Here is an 18,733-nt window from a genome sequence, read left to right as displayed (position 1 = left end):
CTGCGGGAGTTCCCGCACCCCGTCGGCCCGATAAGCGCTGCGCGATTGTGCCTCACCGCGCCTCCTCGGCACTCAACTGCGATTCGACGATCTCCCGGTACTCGGAGCATTCCCGCATCAGCTGATCATGCGTGCCGACGCCCGCCATCGCGCCGTCCTCGAGTACCACGATCTGATCGGCGTCGCGGATGGTCGTGATGCGCTGGGCGACGATGACCACCGAGGCGTTCGCGGTCTCCGGCTTCAGCGCCTCTCGCAACCTGGCGTCGGTCGCGACGTCGAGCGCGGAGAACGAGTCGTCGAACAGGTACACCCTCGGCTTTCTCACCAATGCCCGCGCGATCGCCAGCCGCTGGCGCTGACCGCCGGAGACTGTCGTGCCGCCCTGCGCGACCGGTGTATCGAGGCCGTGCGGCATGTCTCGGACGAAATCGGCGGCTTGCGCGATCTCCAGTGCGTGCCAGAGATCCTCGTCGGTGGCGTCCGGATCGCCGTAGCGCAGATTGCTCGCGATCGTCCCGGAGAACAGATACGCCTTCTGCGGTACGAGGCCGATCTGCGAGCGCAGCAGCTCCAGGTCGATGTGGCGGACGTCGGTTCCGCCGACGTAGACAGCGCCGTCGGTGACGTCCATCAGCCGCGGAACGAGGTTGACCAGCGTCGTCTTGCCCGCACCGGTGGACCCGACGATCGCGGTGGTGGTGCCGGGGCGCACCTGGAACCGGATTGCCTTCAGCACCGGCTTCTCTGCCCCGGGATAGGCGAATTCAGCGAACTGGAAGTCCACGGCGGCAGGGTCGTCCTTGAACGGCTGCGGCAATCGCGGTGGGTGGACCGAGGATTCGGTGTCCAGTACCTCGGCGATGCGGTCCGCGGAGACCGCGGCACGCGGCGCCATCATGGCCAGGAACGAGGCCATCATCACGGCCATCAGTATCTGCATGATGTAGGACAGCATCGCGGTGAGCGAGCCGATCTGCATGTGCCCCGCGTCGATCGCCTGCCCGCCGAACCAGATCACCGCGACAGCGGTGACGTTGCTGATCAGCATGACCATCGGAAACATCAGCGCCGTCAACCGGCCGACCCGCAGCGCGGTCTCGGTGAGTTCGGTGTTGGCCACACCGAAGCGCCAGGTCTCCTGCCGCTCCCGCACGAACGCCCGGACCACGCGGATGCCGGTGATCTGCTCGCGCAGCACCCGGTTGACCTCGTCGATCCTGCCCTGCATTTCGCGGAAGCCGGGCACCATCCGGAAGATGATGAAACCCATGGACAACCCGAGCGCGGGCACCGCGATCAGCAGCAGCCAGGACAGACCGAGATTCTCGCGCAGCGCCATGATGATGCCACCGACGCACATGATCGGCGCCATCACCAGGATGGTCGCCGACATCACGATGAGCAGCTGAACCTGCTGAATGTCGTTGGTGTTGCGGGTGATCAGCGACGGCGCGCCGAACATCCCCACTTCTCGCGCGGAGAACGTGCCGACCTGGTGCAGCACCGCACCGCGCAGATCTCGTCCCGCGCCCATGGCCGCCTGCGCACCGAGATAGACCGACGAAGCCGACGCGAGGATCTGCACACCGGTGACCGCGAGCATCCACAGGCCGGTGGTCCAGATGTAGCCGATATCACCCTTGGTGACGCCGCCGTCGATCAGATCCGCGTTCAGACTCGGCAGGTACAGCATCGCGATGACGGAAATCAGCTGAAGCACAATGACCCCCGCCAATTGGGCGCGGTAGGGGTAAAGATGTGTGCGGAGCAGTCTGATCAGCATGATGAGTCGCAGGTTACCGGCAAACGACGTACTCCGTCGTAGAGATACCTGACCAGCACGAATACCCGAGGAGTACGCGGCGCTATCTGCGCGACCACGCTCCCGGATCCTGGGTGAGCGCCTCGACGAATCCCGGCAGTTGGTTCCGCGCGATGTCGTCGATGGACACGTTCTCCAGGACGGCGCGCAGATTCACCCGCAGTGCGATCCACACCCGCTGCAGCGACTCGGCCGCGCCGGGATAGCGCACGTCCTCGGGTCGTTCGCCGCGCACCGACGCGAGCGGGCCCTCGACCGCGCGGATCACGTCGGCGATGGAGATCTCGGACGCGAGCCTGGCCAGCCAGTAGCCGCCTTCCGGACCGCGCCTGCTGATCACCAGATCGGCCCTGCGCAGCTCGCCGAGCACCGACTCGAGCACCTTGGGCGGAATGCGCTGCGCGGTGGCGATGGCCTCGGCCTTGACCACCGGGGCGGCCTGCGTGACGGATGCGCCGAGCCCGACGGTGGCCTGGTTCAGCCGCGATGCGCGGGCGATCTCGAGCAGCGTCCGCACCGCGTAATCGACCTTCGCGCTGATGTGCACAGCGGCAACTCCCTGGCGTTGGCGGCGGTGAACCGAATCTACGCGGTTCGACACGCGGTGAGCACACAAGTCGCCGCGTCCAGGAGGGACGTCTCCACCAGCGAGTCGTCGGCGCCGGGGACCAATTCCTTGGATACCAGCGCGACGCGGATCACGTCGAGCGCCGCGCAGGCCCGGAGCTTGGCCTCCTCGGTAGCGTTCGGCCCGGCCAGCCATTCGCGTAGCACCCGGCTCATGTCCATCAGCTCCGGATGGCGGTCGGCCATCACGTTGATGATCGCGACCGTGTCGCGTACGACCAGCGCCCCGGCGTCGCGGTGATGGATCAGCCCGCGCAGGTAGGTCCGCAGGACCTGGCGAATGCCTTCGGCATCGTGCGGCACCCGGTCGAGATCGTCGACCACCGATCGCATGTGATCGACGATCGGATCGATGATCGCGAGCAGCAGATCGAGCTTCGAGGCGTAGTGATAGTAGAGCGAAGCCTTTGTGATTCCTACCGCATCCGCGACCTCGCGCAGGCTCGTCTGTTCGAATCCTTTGGCTCCGAACAGCTTGACCGCAGCGTCTCGGATTGCGACTTTAGTGCCTCCACCTGCGACAACAGTGTCGGGTGTATCCCGGACAGCCATGGGATGATCCTCTCATCACTTCTGCGCTGGGCTAATGACACCAGCAAAATAGAGGTTGTACCTCCGCTTAACGTCTGGGTAGTCTACCTACCGCACGGTAGGCAGAAAGCGTCAGTGTGGAGGCGGGGCAGGCAGGGCTCCCCGCGAGAGTGCTGTCTACACGCGGAACCAGCACGTCCCAGTCATCGCTAGGAGTAACCCCTCGTGTCCGTTTATCTGTATAGATGGGGAAAGTTCGCTTTCCGCAGGAAATGGATCGTCCTTCCCGTCTGGCTCGTCTTGTTCGTGCTCCTCGGCGGTTTGGGCGCACAGCTCAGCAAGCCGATGACCAACGACTTCAGCATGCCTGACCTGCCATCCGCCCGGGCCAACGACATCCTCGACAAGCACTTCCCCGGCGCCTCCGACGCGTTCAAGTTCGACGCGGTCACCGGCACCTACGTCATCAGCGCGCCCGAAGGGCAGAAACTGACCGACCCGGCGAACCGTGCCGCGGTCGAAGCGTTCATCGCCAAGCTCGGCCAACTCGACATCGTCGACCACGGCAAGCCGGTCACGAACCCGGTCGAAGCGGCCGAGAAGATGGGCTGCCTGGCCAACCCCGACCCCGCACAGTGCAGCGGCGCGCCGCTGAACGTGCTCAGCAAGACCGCGCCCGACACCGTGGCGGTGATGAACGTCCCGTTCACCATCGCGAAGTTCACCGATGTGACCGACAAGGACCGTGACGCGGCATACCAGGTGGCCGCCGACGCGCGCAATGCCGGGCTCACGGTCGAGATGAGCGGCTCCATCGCGACGAAGCAGGAGGCCCCGAGCGGCAAGTCCGAGATGATCGGCATGGCTGTCGCATTGGTCGTCATGATCGTGGCGTTCGGCGCCATCGTCGCCGCGTTCGTGCCGATCGTCACCGCGATCGTCGGACTCGGCGCGGCCACCTCGCTGATCATGCTCGGCACCTCGGTGATCGATGTCCCCAGCTTCACCACGTTCCTCGCATCGATGATCGGCATCGCGCTGTCCATCGACTACGCGCTGTTCATCGTGTCCAGGTACAAACACGAACTCGCGGTGCAGGATTCGCCCGAGGAGGCGGCGGGCACCGCACTCGGCACAGCCGGTTCCGCGGTGGTGTTCGCCGGCCTCACCGTCATCATCGCGCTGGCGGGCCTCAGCATCGTCGGCGTCCAGTTCATGACGTTCATGGGACTGGGTGGCGCGATCGCCGCCGGCTTCGCGGTGCTCACCGCGATCACCCTGATGCCAGCGTTGCTCGGCGCGTTCGGCCGTGTCCTGTTCAAGCCGAAGCTGCCGGTGGTGGCCCAGCACGACCCCGAGGACGAGCACTCGGTCACCAACGGCATGCGCTTCGGCCGACTGATCGGCAAGGCGCCGTGGGTCGCGCTGATCCTCAGCGTCGTGGTACTCGGCGCGCTCGCCGCGCCCGCCGCGGGCCTGAACCTCGGCCTGCCCGGCGACGACAGCATGCCGAAGACGTCTACCGTCCGCAAGGCCTACGAGTTGCGCACCGAAGGCTTCGGCGAGGGCAGCAACGGCGTGCTGAACGTGGTCGCCGACCTGACCGGTGTGCCCGCCGAGAACCGGCAGGCCGCGATTGGGGCGCTGCGCGACAAGCTCACCTCCTACCCGGGCATGGATTACGTCACCGAGCCGCAATGGAGCAAGGACGAGCAGGGCGTACTGCTGGACGGCGTGCCGAAGTCGGGCCCGAACAACCAGGCCACCAAGGATCTGGTGCAGGATGCCCGCGACGCCGAAGGGCAGCTGAAGGCCCAGTACGGCATCGAGTACGGCATCACGGGAACCACGGCGATCTACGCCGACGTGGACCACGTGCTGCTCAGCAAGATCGTGCCCTACCTGGCGATCGTGGCGGGTGCGGCATTCGTTTTGCTGATTCTGGTGTTCCGATCCATCCTCGTGCCGCTCACCGCGGCACTCGGGTTCCTCCTGTCGATGGCCGCGACCTTCGGCGCGACCGTGCTGATCTTCCAGCAGGGCAAGCTCGGGCTGATCGAGGACCCGCATCCGCTGGTCAGCTTCCTGCCGATCATGCTGATCGGCCTGGTTTTCGGGCTCGCGATGGACTACCAGGTGTTCCTGGTGACCCGGATGCGTGAGGAGTTCGTCAAGGGCAGGTCGCCCAAGGACGCGGTGGTCGCCGGTTACCACCACGGCGCCCGCGTGGTGACCGCGGCCGCGATCATCATGATCTCGGTGTTCGGCTCCTTCCTGCTCGAGACGGACGTGACGGCGAAGTCGTTCGGCTTCGCGCTGGCGGCAGGCGTGCTGCTGGACGCGTTCATCGTCCGGATGGTGCTGATTCCGTCGCTGCTGGTACTGATGGGCAAGTGGTCGTGGTGGATGCCCGAGTGGCTCGACCGGATCCTGCCCGACATCGATGTCGAGGGCGCGAAACTGCGTGAGCTGCGGCAGCGTTCGACGGACACCGTGCAGGTGCCGGTCGGCGTCAGCTGATCCGAAAACCGTCACTCGGCCCCGCATCCCTACCTCGGGTGCGGGGCCGAGCGCGTTTTCCCGTTCTCGAGTTCCCGGGCGAACGCGTCGATGAGCCGGTCGGCGTACAGGGGGTCGACCGGTGCACCGCTGACGAGAAGCCGGTAGTAGAGGGCGCCATAGACCAAGTCGATGATGAGATCGGGGTCGAGGTCGCCGCGTAGTTGGCCGTGTTGGATCGCGGTGGCGATCAGGGCGCTCGCCTCGGCTCGGCGGCCGGCGATGAACCGTTCGCGTAACGCAGCGGCGATTTCGGGGTCGTGCTGGGCGGCGGCGACGAGGGCGACGAACGGGCGTCGGGCGTCGGGTTCGCTCATCAATTGCGCCACGCGCCGGACTTGGGTCCGCAGCCGTGCCAGGGCATCGCCATTGGCAGGAGCCTCGATCTTGTCTGCCACGGCGTCGGTGAAGGCATCCATCAACACGGCCGCCTTCGTCGGCCACCACCGGTAGATCGTGTTCTTGCTGACCCCGGCGTGCGCGGCGATGTCATCCACGCTCAAACCGGGTAGACCGCGGTCGGTCAGCAGTTCTCGTGCCGCGGTGAGCACCGCACGGCGCGATCGCTCGCTGCGCGGTCGCCCCGGCCCGCGTACATCCTTCGACTCCACCATGGCACCAGTCTAATCTTTCAGATACGATACGGTCAGTATCGTAAAATGGCGTAATGAGGAGCTTGTGATGGACGTTGATCGGGTATGGCTGGTGACCGGCGCTTCCTCGGGATTCGGGTACGCAGTCAGCCGAGCGGTGGCGGCCGCGGGCGGTCGGGTCGTTGCGACGGCTCGGAATCCATCACGAGCGCAGTCCCTGCAGGAGTTGGCGGCGGACCATCCCGGTCGTGTCCTCGTCACACCCTTGGATGTCATCGACGAGGAGCAGGCCAGACGGGCGATGTCGCAGGCGGTGGCGATGTTCGGCCGGCTGGATGTCGTGGTGAACAACGCGGGCTACGGGATATTCGGCGCACTGGAGGAGACTCCCGACAGCGAGGTGCGGGCGATCTTCGAGACGAACGTGTTCGGATCGCTGAACGTGATTCGCGCAGCTCTGCCGGTGTTGCGCGAGCAAAAGCGCGGGCACATCGTGCAGATCTCCTCGGTGACCGGTGTCGCGCCCTCCGCACCGGGATTGGGCGTCTACGCGGCTACCAAGTTCACAGTCGAGGGCATGAGCGAAGCCCTGTCCCGAGAGGTTGCCCACCTCGGCATCGGTGTCACCATCGTCGAGCCGGGCATGTTCGGCACGAATTTCGTTGCGGCATTGGGCATCACCCCTGTGCGACACCCTGATTACGCCGCCAGTGTAGAGGCAGCGCGTGAGCGCCTGACCCAGCTCGACCCGAGCGCATCCGGCGACCCCGACCAGGCAGCACAGCAGATCATCGCCGCTGTCGAATCCGCCACACCGCCGCTGCGGCTGCCGCTGGGCATCGACGCGGTCACCGCAATTCGCGCCAAACTGACCAGCCAACTTGCCGCACTGAACGATTACGAGACCACCGTCACCGCCGCGACCGACTCGCGGCAACGACCCGGCACCGCAGCTTGAATACAAAACCGCTCCTGACCAGAGACTTACGCTGTATCCGCCCGTTTTCGGCTGATACTACGGCGACCCCTCACTGGCTGGGCTGCGGAAGCTCGCAGTCGCCGACCTTCGGATTCATGCCCAGATAATTGAGCGGGCCTGTCAGCGCCGTCACGGCGATCGTGCCCCATCCTGCACAGTTGATCGGACCGCTGTCGAAATAGTGGCGCTGACCGGCAGCCAGCAGCCCGACCGCCAGCCACATCATCAGCAGGAACCCGAACAGTCGAGTACCCGTTCCGCGCACGGCTCGCCTGCGAGTTTCGTGGTCGCGCATCCCATCGCTCCCTTCCGTGCTGCTCCCCATAAGCGGGATACCCGGATGTGCGCCAGTTACCCCGCCGCTAATGGCCTGCCGCGGCAGGTGGCAGGCAGTTGGCAGCCTTCGGATGCGCACCGACGTGTGGTCGAACGGCACCGCGAGCACGGTCAGCACGACGGTGCCGACACCGGCGCAGTTGACCGGGGCCGCTGCCTAAGTAGTGGCGCAAACCCGCGTCGGACGACGGGTTGCCCGTGTAGTGCATCGACGACCGAGCGGATTCCGCTCGGCCGCCGAGTTCACTCTGCCGAACTACGGACTCGGTTCCGGCACATTACAATCCGCGACCTTCGGGTTCACGCCCATGTAGTTGAGCGGGCCCGCGATAACAGTGACAGCGATAGTGCCGACACCCGCGCAGTTGACCGGGCCGCTGTCGAAGTAATGCCGCTGTGCGGCGGCGACCACGCCGATCAGCAGCCAGACCAAGACGATTACACTTCCGATTCTCATGTTTCTCTCGCGCATCGCTCCCGCGCGGACTGTTCGACGGCGCATGATGACATCGCGTCCTTTCCGCACTTCCGTACCCGGCGTATACCCCCGATTTCGCCGAATATCCGCCGTACACGGGGGGATTTTTCGGCTCGCCGACCAACCGGTTCGGATGTCAGGGGCGCGACTGTTCGCTCCCGTTCCTGGTACTTTCGGGTGACATGGCGTCGGTATTGCAGTGGTCGATTCCGGGTTGGGTAATCCTCCTCGTGCTGGTCGCTGGCTACGAGGTGGCAGTCAACAAGCGCCGCAGGCGGCGCCGCACCCCGATCTCGGGCACCTTCACCGACGAGTTTACCGCGCTGTTCTACAGCACCAAGCGCATGGAACTCGACCACCGCGAATCAATCTCCATGCTGCGCGACGAGCAGGACCAAGGTGCGCCACCGCTGCTCGGCGTCGACCTGGACCGCCATACCGTCGTGCTGCGCAAGGACGAACACCGCTAGCGAATTTCCGGGAAAGCCGGGTTTCGATCTCCAGCAGGAGTTGCGCCGGTTCGCCGGCTACCGCACGCCACCACCGGTCACTTCTTCTCCCCGGCAGCGAATCAACTCCTCGTCGGGAGTCAGAACCGGGCGGATAACTGTTTTCTACACCGCGACGATGTTCAGGAGCGGTCCGAGCCCCTTGAAGTCGTCTGGGTTGCGGGTGTACAGCGGCAAGCTGTACTGGACTGCTGTAGCTGCTATCTGGAGGTCGGCCACTCGTCCTCGGGGTTTACGGCCGATCTGTTCGAGCAGAAAAGCCAACGACCCGTACACGTTGGCCGTCTCGGCGTCGAACGCGAGTGGGTTGAACGATTTCGTGACCCAGTGGAACTGGAGTTGGCGTTGGGCTTGTTTCAGCGGATCTTTGGTGGAATGCAGTCCCGCGGCGAGTTCGGCAAGACTTATCGCACTGATGGCGGCCTCCGCTTCATCGGGCAGCGATGTTTGCACCTCGAGGTAACCGATGAGGACCGATGTGTCGAGCAGCACGTGCCGGGGGATGGTGGGTTCACTCACGACCCGGGATCTCCTGGTCGATCATCGCATCCATATCGGCACGCCACTCGTTGTAGTCGATACATGGCAGGTGGGCGCTGGTGCGGGCGAGTTCGGCGATGGGCACGAAGGTTCGCCGTGTCAGGGGCTTGAGTTCGGCGACAGGTTTGCCATTGCGGGTGATGGTGAAGCTCTCGCCAGCTTCGACTGCGGCGAGGACTTTGCCGCTGTCGTTGCGGAGGTCGCGTTGCTGGATCGTTTTCACACCCCCAGACTACCCACCCGTGCTACACGGTGTACAGAGTGCTACAGAGTGTTCTGGAGGCGGTGACCCGTACTTCGGGGTGGGGACGGCCAGTCCCACACCTGCTGCAATGCTCGCGAGGAATCCAATATCCGCCAAGGAACCCAACGCCTTCAACCGGGCGGCAGCCGCTCCACCTCGGGCCCGAAGTCGTACAGCTGAGGACCGGAAGGCAGCCAGACCCCGGTCTGGAGTTCTGCGGAGAAGAAAAACGCCCTTCACCTGCGTGAACAGATGAGGGGCGTAAGCGGTGGCGGAGGGATTTGAACCCTCGGAGGGGGGTTACCCCTCACACGCTTTCGAGGCGTGCTCCTTAGGCCGCTCGGACACGCCACCGCCGACAACCATACCGGACCGTCGCCGGATCGTTAAATCGGCTGGAGAGCTGGGCTGGCCGCTCGGTGTGCCGTTCTGGCGGCCGACGGCGGAGCGCTCTAAGCCAGGTCGAGACTCGGTGCGGCGCAGGTCTTGGCACCTGGGAAGTCAGCGCTGGGTGCGGAAGAACTCGTCGAGCAGTGCGGCGCACTCCGCTTCGAGCACTCCACCGCGGACCTGTGGCCGGTGGTTGAGGCGGCGGTCACGAACTACGTCCCAGAGCGAACAGACGGCGCCGGTTTTCGGCTCCCATGCGCCGAATATCAACCGACCGACCCTGGCGAGCACCAGCGCTCCCGCGCACATGGTGCACGGCTCCAGCGTCACAGCGAGGGTCGTTGCCTCCAGCCGCCAGCCGTCGCCGAGAACTTCGGCGGCACGGCGCAGCGCGAGGATCTCCGCGTGCGCGGTCGGGTCACCGAGTGCTTCGCGCGCATTCGCGGCACGCGCGAGTTCCCGTCCTGTCGAATCGAATACGACCGCGCCGACAGGCACGTCACGGTTCCCCGCGGCAGCCGCCGCATCGAGGGCGACACGCACCATGTCGGCGTCCGAGGGGACCGAGGGAACTCCCACGTCAGCGGGGCAGTTTGTCCAGGACCGCGGAGAGTTCGTCGGCGAATCCGAGCCGCTGGGCGATCATGCCGAGCTGTTCGTCCGGATAGAGGTCGGTCTCGGCGAGGATGACGCTCAGCACCGGTTCCGGCAGGCCGAGATCGGCGAGTACACCGAGGTCGCCTTCCTCCCACGGCTCGATGTCGTCGATTTCATCCGGGTCGATGTCGGGAATTTCCACATTCAAGGCATCGAGGACGTCCGCGGCGATGTCGTAATCGATCGCGGCCGTCGCGTCCGATACCAGCATCCGTGTTCCGCTCGGCGCGGGCCGGAGCACGATGAAGAACTCGTCATCGATGTCGAGTAGTCCGAACACGGCTCCGGAGCTGCGCAAAGCCTTCAGTTCGTTTTCCGCCGCGGACAAATCGGTGAGCGCAGCCCGGGTCAGCGGACTGCATTGCCACTTGCCGTCTTCGCGGACAACCGCCACTGCGAACCCTTCCACGTCGTCGTAATCGTCCGACGTCGCCCTGTTCGTGCCCGAGCGCTGTGCTGCCATGGCCGCAACGGTAGTCGGCTCGAGCTGAAATGTTGAAGTCGTATGCCAATCTGTTCCGGTGACTTCCGCGAAGAAGGCCCCCGTGTGCGTCCTCGGGACGGGTTTGATCGGTGGATCGCTGCTGCGCGCGGCCGTCGGCGCGGGTTATGACGGCTGGGGATACAACCGATCAGCCGCGGGGGCGCGGGCAGCGCGGGCCGACGGTTTCACCGTCACGGAGGACCTGCCCGCCGCGCTACGACGCGCAGCGGACGCCGACGCGCTGATCGTCGTCGCGGTGCCGATGCCCGCGGTGGACCACATACTTTCCTCGATCGCGACCTTCGCGCCGCACTGCGCGCTGACCGACGTGGTGAGTGTGAAGACGCCCGTCGCCGCCGCAGTGCACAACCATGAGCTCGGGGCCCGATACGTCGGCGGCCATCCGATGGCGGGCACCGCCCGATCCGGGTGGGCCGCTACCGATCCCGGCCTGTTCCGCGACGCCGTGTGGGCGGTCGGGGTGGACGAGGGGACCCACGCCGACCCGTGGACCCGGGTGGCTCGGCTCGCACTGGACTGCGGCTCGGTGGTCGTCCCGGTGGTGGCAGAGGAACACGACCGCGCCGTCGCCCGAATCTCCCACCTGCCGCATGTGCTCGCCGAGGCGCTGGCGCTGTCCGGCGCCGCGGGCGGTGATCTCGCGCTGGGGCTCGCCGCTGGGTCATTCCGCGATGGCACCCGCGTCGCGGGCACCGCGCCGGACATGGTCCGCGCGATCTGCGAACCGAATTCCGACGCGCTGCTGGACGTGCTGGAAGAAACCCTCACTGTCCTCGGTGCGGCACGCGACAGCCTGCGCGCGGAGAGGACCCTCGTCGATCTGGTCGAAGCCGGACACGACGCCAGGCAACGCTACGAATCGGCGCGGCGGTGGGAAATCACCGATGTCCGGCCCGGGGATCACAATTGGCTGGAAGACCTGCGCACGGCCGGACAGCGTGGCGGAGTCATCACCCGCCTGAACTGAACGCGCTCCGCTGCTGGGGACAGCCTCGACCCGCTGCGGGCACCGGTCGGCGAAAGCCGAAGGTCAGATGCGCTCGGCCAGGCCCGGGTAGTCCAGGAGAAAGCCGTCGGCGTCGACGGTGACGGTCGCGCTCGAGACCGGGGACAGCACGCTGATGCCCTCGGCCGCGCTGCTGTAGATCAGCGTGGCCTCCTGCACGAGCAGGTCGGGCAGGCGGACGTAGACCACCGGGACCTGGACGGCCTCCACTGCGTGCTGCAGGTCGTAGCGACGGATCGGCAAAGTGTTGAAGAACGGGCTGAGCACCACGTCCACGTCGAGCGCGCCCGCGAAGGTGGAGCGGACATGGTTGCCGCCCGCATCGACGAGCCAATAGTTCTCCTCGTCCCTGGCGATCGAGGCTTGCCGCTCGCCTGCGGCCGTCGTGGTGCGCAGCGAGAGCCGCTTCGTCCTGCCGTTCTCGTCGGTGACCAGGTCATAGGAGGCGCTGAACGGGGGATGGTCCGCGCCCGCGCCGCCGATCATGCGCCCGGTGGCACGGATGCGGTTGCCATTGAGCGTCACCCGGACCGACTCCATCCGCGACGCGTCCGGCGCGCGCCAGGTGAGAACCGCCGGCCACCGGGATGCCTGCGGGCTCTCGGTGGGGATCTCGGGGTCGGGGGCTGGGGTCGTCACGTATCTACCGTAAGCGACATCCTGCCGTAACCCGCACAACACCAACGCTCATCACACCAACGACTCGCGCCACGCCGCGTGCAGACCGGCGAATCTGCCGGTACCGACGATCAGCTCGTCCGGCGCACCGTCCTCGACGAGCCGTCCGGAATCGAGCACGAGCACCCGGTCCGCGATCGCCACTGTGGACAGCCGGTGCGCGATGATCACCGCGGTGCGCCCGCGCAGCACGGTCTCGAGCGCATGCTGCACGAGCCGCTCGCTCGGGATGTCCAGGCTCGAGGTGGCCTCGTCGAGCACGATCACGGCGGGATCGGCCAGGAACACCCTGGCGAACGCGACCAGCTGCCGCTGGCCCGCCGAGAGCCTGCCGCCGCGCTTGCGCACGTCGGTGGCGAAGCCCTCGGGCAGGGATCGCACGAAGTCGTACAGACCGACCGCACGGGCCGCGGCGAACACCTCCGCGTCGGTGGCGGCCGGCCTGCCGAGCCGGATGTTGTCGGCAACCGACCCGGAGAACAAGTAGGACTCCTGGGTGACCATCACGACGTTGCGCCGCAGGTCGGCGTCCGAGAGGTCACGCAGGTCGACGCCGTCCAGGGTGACCGAGCCGCCTGACGGGTCGTAGAACCGCGTCAGCAGCTTGGCCAGTGTCGACTTGCCCGCCCCGGTCGCTCCGACCAGCGCGACCACCTGTCCGGCCGGGATGTCCAAGGTGAACTCCGGCAGAACCGGTCGTTTCCCGCGGCTGTCCCGCTCGCCCTCGGACCGGCCCGAGTCCGCCACCTCGGCGCCGGCCGCGCCGTCCACCTCCCCACCGGGCCTGTCGGGCAGGTCGGCGGGCATGCCCCCATAGCCGAACCACACCTTCTCCATCCGGACCGCGCCGGAGGCCTTACCCAGGGCTGCCGGCTGCGTCGGCTCCGGCACCGATGGCTCCTCCTCGAGCACACCCGAGATCTTCTCCAGCGCCGCCGCCGCGGACTGGTAGGAGTTGAACACCTGCGCGAGTTGGTCCAGCGGACCGTAGAACTCGTTGAGGTACAGCAGGTAGGCCGCGAGCACCCCGACCGCGAGGTCGCCGTCGATCACCCGCCACGCGCCGACCAGGATGACGATCACCGTCGTCAGGTTGCCGAGCAGCCTGGTAAGGCCCGCGTAATCGCCCATGCCGCGCATGGCCGCAGTGGTCGCCTGGCGGTATTCGCCGTCCTCGACGGCGAGCACTGCCTCGTTGCGCTGCTCGCGCCGGAAGGTCTGCACCGCACGCATGCCACCCATCGACTCGACGAACTGCACGACCACCTTGGCGATCGCGCCGCGCGTGCGGCGGTACCCTGCGCGCTGCCTGCGCTGGGCCCATCGGGTGACCAGCACCAACGGAACGAAACCGGCCAGCACGATCGCGGCGAGAGTCTGATCCAGATAGATCAGCAGCACCGCTATGGTCAGCACCGAGAGGATCGCGCTCAGCGCCTGGTCGAGCGCGCCCTCCAGCAGCTCCTGCAGCGTCTCGATGTCGCCGGTGAGCCGGGCGACCACCTTGCCGGAGGTGTACTTCTCGTGGAAGGCGACACTGAGCCGCTGCATATGCGTGAACGAGCGCACCCGCAGGTCGAACAGCACGCTCTGGCTGAGCCTGCCGGACACCCGCAGGAAGAAGAACGTGGTGAGCACGCCGAGCAGGACCGAGCCGAGGTAACCGGCCACGGTCCAGGTGAGCGGGAGCCAGTTGCCTTCCACGCCCCGCGCGATGCCGGTGTCCAGTCCGTGCGCGACGAACAGCGGCGCCGACACCATCGCCGCGTTGTCGACCACGATGAGCACCAGCGCGAAGGCCGCCAGCTTGCGGTAGGGCCGTACCAGGTCGACCAGCAGCCGCCGGGACCGGCCGGCCAGCACCAGGTTTCCTGTCTCGGTGACCTCCTTGTCTTCGCTCGCGATACCGCGCCAGTCGGCCACTTCGTCCCGGGTAACCGGGTCATCTCGGGTCACCACGTCTTTCGACACGATCGTGTCCGTACTCACTGTTACTCACCTCCCATCAGTTCTCGGTAAATGCCGCTGGTTCGCAGCAGGTCGGCGTGTGGCCCCTCCGCGACGATCCGGCCGTCGGCCAGCACCGCGACCCGGTCGGCCAGCGCCGCTGTGGACGGACGGTGTGCGACGAGCAGCGTCGTCGCATCGGCAAGCACTGTGCGCAGCCTTTCCTGGACGCGCTCCTCGGTCTCCACGTCGAGCGCTGACAGCGGGTCGTCGAGCACCATGATCCGGCCGCGCTTCCCCGCGCCGCTGAGCACCGCGCGGGCCAGCGCGAGCCGCTGACGCTGGCCGCCGGACAGGCTCAGGCCCTGTTCGCCGATCCTGGTGTCCAGACCCCAGGGCAGGTTGTCCACGAATTCGGTGGCCTGGGCGACGTCCAGCGCGCGGCGCACGTCGGTGTCGGTGGCGTCCGGGTCACCGAGCGCGACGTTTTCCCGCACGCTCGCCGAGAACAGCACCGGATCCTCGAACGCGACCGACACCAGCGAACGCAGGTCGGCCACCCGCATCTCGGCGATGTCGATGCCGTCGACGGTGATGACGCCACCCGTCACGTCGTACAGGCGCGGGATCAGGTTGAGCAGCGCCGTCTTCCCGCTGCCGGTCGCACCGACCAGCGCCACCGTTTCACCGGGCCGCACTGTCAGCGAAACGTCCCGCAGCACTCGGGCTTCGGCATCAGGAAAAGCGAAACTCACCCCTTCCAAGCGCAACTCGCCGACGATCCGCTCCGGCAGATCCACCGGATCGGCCGGGTCGGTGATGTCGACCCGGGTGTCGATGATCTCCCAGTACCGGTCCGCCGCGGTGCGCGCGTCGTTCAGCTCGGCGAGTAGGAAGCCGGTCCAGATGATCGGCCACTGCAGGAAGGTGGCCAGCGTAATGCCCGCAACCAGGGTGCCGATCGTCATCGTGCCGTGCACGACCGCGTAGCCGCCGTAGCCGAGCGCGAATGCGATGGCCAGCTGCGGAAGGCTCCGCATAGCCGACCACAGGGTCGCGTCCAGTCGCACCTTCAGCAGCTCCGTCTTCTGCAGCTCGCGCGACTGGGCGGTGAACCGGCCGCCGAAGAACACGCCGCGGCCGAACGCCTTGAGCACCCGCACGCCCTGCGCCGATTCCTCAGCCGTGGTGGCCAGGTCGCCGGACTGGTCCTGCGAACGCCGTGCGGCCACCGAGTACTGCCGTTCGAAGCGAATGCAGATGTATACCAACGGGATCGACACGATCGCGAACATCAGGCCGATCTGCCAGTTCAGCGCGAACAGCACGAGCAGGCCGGCCGGGATGACCGCAGTGTGGACCAGAAGGAACGGCCCGGCGAACGCCACGAACCGCCGCATGGTCGCCAAGTCGTCCACGGCGCGCGAGAGCAGCTGACCCGACTCCCACGCGTCGTGCCTGCCGATCGCCAGCGACTGCAGCTTGTGAAAGATCTTGGCGCGCATGGCGATCTCGAACTGGGTGGCCGGTTTGGAGACCAGCCAGCGACGTCCCCACACGCCGACCGCCTCCAGCAGGCCGAGTACCAGCACGAGGACCACCGGACCGAGGGCTGCTCGGAAATCCCGCTCGGCGATCGGCCCGTCGATGATTCTGGCGATCAGCAGCGGAATCACGATGGCCGTGCACATGGCGAGGAGTGCGAGGCCGCAGGCGGCGAGCAGCGCGGTGCGGTGCGGACGCAGATACGGCCAGAACCGGCGTAGTGAATGCAGGCGGTGCGGTGCGGCAGCGGGCCGCTCCGGTCTGTCGGCCTCCGGTTCGGCCGAAATGTCCAGTGCGACTGACAAAGCTCCCCCTCGAGTTCCGTGGATCGCGGTGTCGGAAGACGGAACTCTCGATGATGTTCGCATCGAGGTCCGACATTCCAGGGTCGCACCGGGCCCCGGATCGGCCAACCGATTTTCCGGCCGGCCTGATACCGCGTCCACGGTGGACAACACGGTCGGCTCGCAAGGGGGAAGGGCGTTCATGCACCCAGCCAACAACCTCGAGCAACATCGAGGTCAAGGGCATAGACTCGCTGCTCATGCTGATCGTCGCCGGACATCTCCGGGTCACCGATCGTGACCGCTACCTCGAGAACTGCCGCGAAGTAGTCGAGTTGGCCCGTGCCACCGAAGGGTGCCTCGACTTCACTCTCGGCGCCGACCTGGTCGAACTCGACCGGGTCAACATCTTCGAACGCTGGGCGACCCGAGCCGCGCTGGAGCGCTTCCGCGGCACAGGAACCTCAGGGGACCTCGACGCCCAGATCGTGGGCGCCGATGTCCGTGAATTCGAGTACGCCACCGACATTCGGCTCTAGCCGACGGTCACGCTCTCCGAGTCCCACTCCGCCGGCCCGTCCGGGAACGCCTGCTGTTGGTGGCCACCGCGCAGCGTGCCCTCCAGGTACGCCGCACGACAGGCGCGGCGGGCGATCTTGCCGCTGGATGTGCGTGGAATCGAGCCGGCGGGCACGAGCAGCACGTCGCGTACCGTGACACCGTGCCGCTGGGAAATGGCGGCACGCACGGTGTCGGCGACCGGCTCGGGTTCCAGCTTGCCCGCGCCGATGTTGCGCTCCGCGACGATCACCAGCTGCTCGGAGGTGTCGTCGGCGTCGAAGGTCAAGCCTGCGTGACTGTCTTGATCGAAGACCAGCGCGGGCAGCTCGTTGGCGGGCACCGAGAACGCCGCGACGAAGCCCGGACGTAGCGCCGTGCTGGATTCCTGGGCGGAGAACTCGAGGTCCTGCGGGTAGTGATTACGTCCGTCCACGATCACCAGGTCCTTGACCCGTCCGGTGATGTACAGCTCGCCGTCCAGGTACGCGCCGTAGTCGCCGGTGCGCATCCAGTTGGCGTCCGGCTCGGTGCCTTCGGCATGGCTGCCCTCCGGCAGCCGCGCGGCCAGCTGGGCGCGGAAAGTGGCCTGGCTCTCCTCCGGGCGGCCCCAGTACCCGATGCCCATATTCTCGCCGTGCAGCCAGATCTCGCCGACCTCGCCGTCGCGCCGCTCGGTGCCATGCTCCGGATCGACGATCACCGCCCACTGTGTCAGCGCGACGTAGCCGCACGACACTTGGGCGATCGCATTGTCCGCGTCCTGCGCGGTCTCGACCATGCGCCCGGCGTTCAACGCGGCGCGATCCACGTAGACGACCTTCGCCTTGTCCTCGGCCCTGGTCGCCGACACGAACAGCGTCGCCTCCGCCATGCCGTAGCAGGGCTTGATCGCCGTCTCCGACAACCCATACGGCGCGAACGCCTCGTTGAACTTCTTCATCGACGACACCGAGACCGGCTCGCTGCCGTTGATCAGACCGATCACATTCGACAGATCCAACTCCTCGCCCGGTTTCGGCTTGCCCCGCGCGGCGGCATGCTCGAACGCGAAATTCGGTGCGGCGGCAAACGTTCCCGCGCCGTCGGAGGCCGCGGCTAACTCCTTGATCCAGCGGTACGGGCGGCGCACAAACGCACTCGGCGACATGATCGTGATGAAACCGCCGCCGATGGTCGGCAGGATCACACACAGCAGGCCCATGTCGTGGAACAGCGGCAGCCAGGTGACACCGCGCGAATGCTCGGTGACACCGATGGCGTCGATCATCTGCAGCAGGTTCGTTCCCACCGCACGGTGGGTGATCTCCACCCCCGCGGGCGTCCGAGTGGAACCCGAGGTGTACTGCAGGTAGGCCACGCTGTCGATGTTGATGTCGGGGAGCACCCAGAGCGCGCCGACACTGTCCGGGACCGCTTCCACCGCGATGATGCGCGGCCGCTGCGGCGCCGGCAGATGCCGGAAGAGGTTTCGCACCCCGCCCGCCGCGGACCCCACCGTCAGAATCGCCGTGGGCCTGCAGTCGCCGAGCACCGCGTGCAACCGGTCGGTGTGACCCTGCTCCTCCGGATCGAACAGCGGCACCGCGATATTGCCGGCGTACACCGCGGCGAAGATCGAGACGACGTAGTCGAGCCCCTGCGGAGCGAGGATCGCCACCCGGTCGCCCGGCCGCGTCACCTGCTGCAGCCTGGCCGCTACCGCCCGCAACCGCACACCGAACTGCCGCCAGGTCAATTCGTAGTACTCACCGTCGCGTTCGCGGGAGTAGTCGATGAAGCGGTAGGCGAGGTCGTCGCCGTTCTCCGCAGTGTGCTTGTCGACGAAGTCGATCAGGGTCTTGTCACCGCGGATCTTGATATTGCCCTGGTCGTCCAGATAGTCGTCGAAGTTTTCGTCGATCATCGCCTCATCCTTTTCCAGCGCACCGGCACTCAGGCC

19 protein-coding genes and 1 tRNA gene are annotated in these 18,733 nt (G+C 66.6%); 5 read left to right on the top strand and 15 right to left on the bottom strand.

Features of this window, described 5'->3' with window-relative positions; genetic code table 11:
* Window positions 1-52: 52 nt before the first annotated feature.
* The 3 genes from AB0H00_RS20265 to AB0H00_RS20255 all read right to left on the bottom strand — a co-directional run bounded on the left by AB0H00_RS20265 (window position 53) and on the right by AB0H00_RS20255 (window position 3,004).
* Window positions 53-1,786: an ABC transporter ATP-binding protein gene (locus AB0H00_RS20265; RefSeq protein ID WP_357268232.1), complete on the bottom strand. Its 1,734-nt coding sequence runs from the start codon at window positions 1,784-1,786 to the stop codon at window positions 53-55.
* Window positions 1,787-1,868: 82 nt separating this feature from the next.
* Entirely contained in the window at window positions 1,869-2,372 is a 504-nt protein-coding gene (locus AB0H00_RS20260; RefSeq protein ID WP_357268230.1) for an Rrf2 family transcriptional regulator, read from the bottom strand.
* Window positions 2,373-2,410: 38 nt separating this feature from the next.
* Complete coding sequence (locus AB0H00_RS20255; RefSeq protein WP_357268228.1) at window positions 2,411-3,004, bottom strand: helix-turn-helix domain-containing protein; 594 nt, start codon at window positions 3,002-3,004, stop codon at window positions 2,411-2,413.
* A 204-nt stretch (window positions 3,005-3,208) separates the two neighbouring features.
* Between AB0H00_RS20255 and AB0H00_RS20250 the strand changes: the two genes are divergently transcribed.
* The gene (locus tag AB0H00_RS20250; protein WP_357268226.1) at window positions 3,209-5,503 is read left to right on the top strand and encodes an MMPL family transporter; all 2,295 of its coding nucleotides are present in this window, start codon (window positions 3,209-3,211) and stop codon (window positions 5,501-5,503) included.
* 29 nt (window positions 5,504-5,532) lie between these two features.
* Here the strand turns inward: AB0H00_RS20250 and AB0H00_RS20245 are convergent, their stop codons facing one another.
* Window positions 5,533-6,156: a TetR/AcrR family transcriptional regulator gene (locus AB0H00_RS20245; RefSeq protein ID WP_357268224.1), complete on the bottom strand. Its 624-nt coding sequence runs from the start codon at window positions 6,154-6,156 to the stop codon at window positions 5,533-5,535.
* A 67-nt stretch (window positions 6,157-6,223) separates the two neighbouring features.
* Here AB0H00_RS20245 and AB0H00_RS20240 point away from each other — a divergent pair, with 67 nt between their 5' ends.
* A complete protein-coding gene (locus tag AB0H00_RS20240) occupies window positions 6,224-7,093 on the top strand; it encodes an SDR family NAD(P)-dependent oxidoreductase (protein ID WP_357268222.1) in 870 nt (289 codons plus the stop codon).
* 70 nt (window positions 7,094-7,163) lie between these two features.
* Here AB0H00_RS20240 and AB0H00_RS20235 read toward each other — a convergent pair whose 3' ends face one another.
* Both AB0H00_RS20235 and AB0H00_RS20230 read right to left on the bottom strand, forming a co-directional pair.
* The gene (locus AB0H00_RS20235) at window positions 7,164-7,568 is read right to left on the bottom strand and encodes a hypothetical protein (protein WP_357268220.1); all 405 of its coding nucleotides are present in this window, start codon (window positions 7,566-7,568) and stop codon (window positions 7,164-7,166) included.
* A 138-nt stretch (window positions 7,569-7,706) separates the two neighbouring features.
* Window positions 7,707-7,907: a hypothetical protein gene (locus AB0H00_RS20230; protein WP_357268218.1), complete on the bottom strand. Its 201-nt coding sequence runs from the start codon at window positions 7,905-7,907 to the stop codon at window positions 7,707-7,709.
* A 203-nt stretch (window positions 7,908-8,110) separates the two neighbouring features.
* Between AB0H00_RS20230 and AB0H00_RS20225 the strand changes: the two genes are divergently transcribed.
* The gene (locus AB0H00_RS20225; protein WP_357268217.1) at window positions 8,111-8,398 is read left to right on the top strand and encodes a DUF6191 domain-containing protein; all 288 of its coding nucleotides are present in this window, start codon (window positions 8,111-8,113) and stop codon (window positions 8,396-8,398) included.
* Window positions 8,399-8,542: 144 nt separating this feature from the next.
* Here AB0H00_RS20225 and AB0H00_RS20220 read toward each other — a convergent pair whose 3' ends face one another.
* The 5 genes from AB0H00_RS20220 to AB0H00_RS20200 form a co-directional block, all read right to left on the bottom strand.
* On the bottom strand, window positions 8,543-8,956 hold the full coding sequence (locus AB0H00_RS20220) for a type II toxin-antitoxin system VapC family toxin (protein WP_357268215.1): 414 nt from the start codon (window positions 8,954-8,956) through the stop codon (window positions 8,543-8,545).
* Complete coding sequence (locus tag AB0H00_RS20215) at window positions 8,949-9,200, bottom strand: type II toxin-antitoxin system prevent-host-death family antitoxin (RefSeq protein WP_357268213.1); 252 nt, start codon at window positions 9,198-9,200, stop codon at window positions 8,949-8,951. Before AB0H00_RS20215 ends, AB0H00_RS20220 begins: the two co-directional genes overlap by 8 nt.
* A 287-nt stretch (window positions 9,201-9,487) precedes the next feature.
* A tRNA-Ser gene (locus AB0H00_RS20210) sits at window positions 9,488-9,575 on the bottom strand.
* Window positions 9,576-9,722: 147 nt separating this feature from the next.
* Window positions 9,723-10,157, bottom strand: a complete 435-nt coding sequence (locus AB0H00_RS20205; RefSeq protein WP_357268421.1) for a nucleoside deaminase — start codon at window positions 10,155-10,157, stop codon at window positions 9,723-9,725.
* A gap of 34 nt (window positions 10,158-10,191) precedes the next feature.
* A complete protein-coding gene (locus AB0H00_RS20200; RefSeq protein ID WP_357268211.1) occupies window positions 10,192-10,731 on the bottom strand; it encodes a tRNA adenosine deaminase-associated protein in 540 nt (179 codons plus the stop codon).
* Window positions 10,732-10,789: 58 nt separating this feature from the next.
* On the opposite strand from AB0H00_RS20200, the gene AB0H00_RS20195 reads away from it, so the two are divergent.
* Window positions 10,790-11,740, top strand: coding sequence for a prephenate dehydrogenase (locus AB0H00_RS20195; RefSeq protein ID WP_357268209.1), 951 nt, complete (start codon window positions 10,790-10,792; stop codon window positions 11,738-11,740).
* A gap of 63 nt (window positions 11,741-11,803) precedes the next feature.
* Here the strand turns inward: AB0H00_RS20195 and AB0H00_RS20190 are convergent, their stop codons facing one another.
* The 3 genes from AB0H00_RS20190 to AB0H00_RS20180 all read right to left on the bottom strand — a co-directional run bounded on the left by AB0H00_RS20190 (window position 11,804) and on the right by AB0H00_RS20180 (window position 16,254).
* On the bottom strand, window positions 11,804-12,391 hold the full coding sequence (locus AB0H00_RS20190) for a putative glycolipid-binding domain-containing protein (protein ID WP_357268419.1): 588 nt from the start codon (window positions 12,389-12,391) through the stop codon (window positions 11,804-11,806).
* A 78-nt stretch (window positions 12,392-12,469) separates the two neighbouring features.
* A complete protein-coding gene (locus AB0H00_RS20185) occupies window positions 12,470-14,446 on the bottom strand; it encodes an ABC transporter ATP-binding protein (RefSeq protein ID WP_357268207.1) in 1,977 nt (658 codons plus the stop codon).
* A 2-nt stretch (window positions 14,447-14,448) separates the two neighbouring features.
* On the bottom strand, window positions 14,449-16,254 hold the full coding sequence (locus tag AB0H00_RS20180) for an ABC transporter ATP-binding protein (RefSeq protein WP_357268205.1): 1,806 nt from the start codon (window positions 16,252-16,254) through the stop codon (window positions 14,449-14,451).
* 239 nt (window positions 16,255-16,493) lie between these two features.
* Between AB0H00_RS20180 and AB0H00_RS20175 the strand changes: the two genes are divergently transcribed.
* On the top strand, window positions 16,494-16,772 hold the full coding sequence (locus AB0H00_RS20175) for an antibiotic biosynthesis monooxygenase family protein (protein ID WP_357268203.1): 279 nt from the start codon (window positions 16,494-16,496) through the stop codon (window positions 16,770-16,772).
* On the opposite strand, the gene fadD32 is transcribed toward AB0H00_RS20175, so the two are convergent.
* On the bottom strand, window positions 16,769-18,694 hold the full coding sequence (gene fadD32 / locus AB0H00_RS20170) for a long-chain-fatty-acid--AMP ligase FadD32 (protein WP_357268417.1): 1,926 nt from the start codon (window positions 18,692-18,694) through the stop codon (window positions 16,769-16,771). The two genes, AB0H00_RS20175 and fadD32, sit on opposite strands and share 4 nt — an antisense overlap.
* Window positions 18,695-18,733 lie beyond the last annotated feature (39 nt).

Source organism: Nocardia sp. NPDC023852, from assembly GCF_040639505.1.
GTDB lineage: Bacteria > Actinomycetota > Actinomycetes > Mycobacteriales > Mycobacteriaceae > Nocardia.
This window is presented reverse-complemented; position numbering and strand designations above follow the sequence as displayed.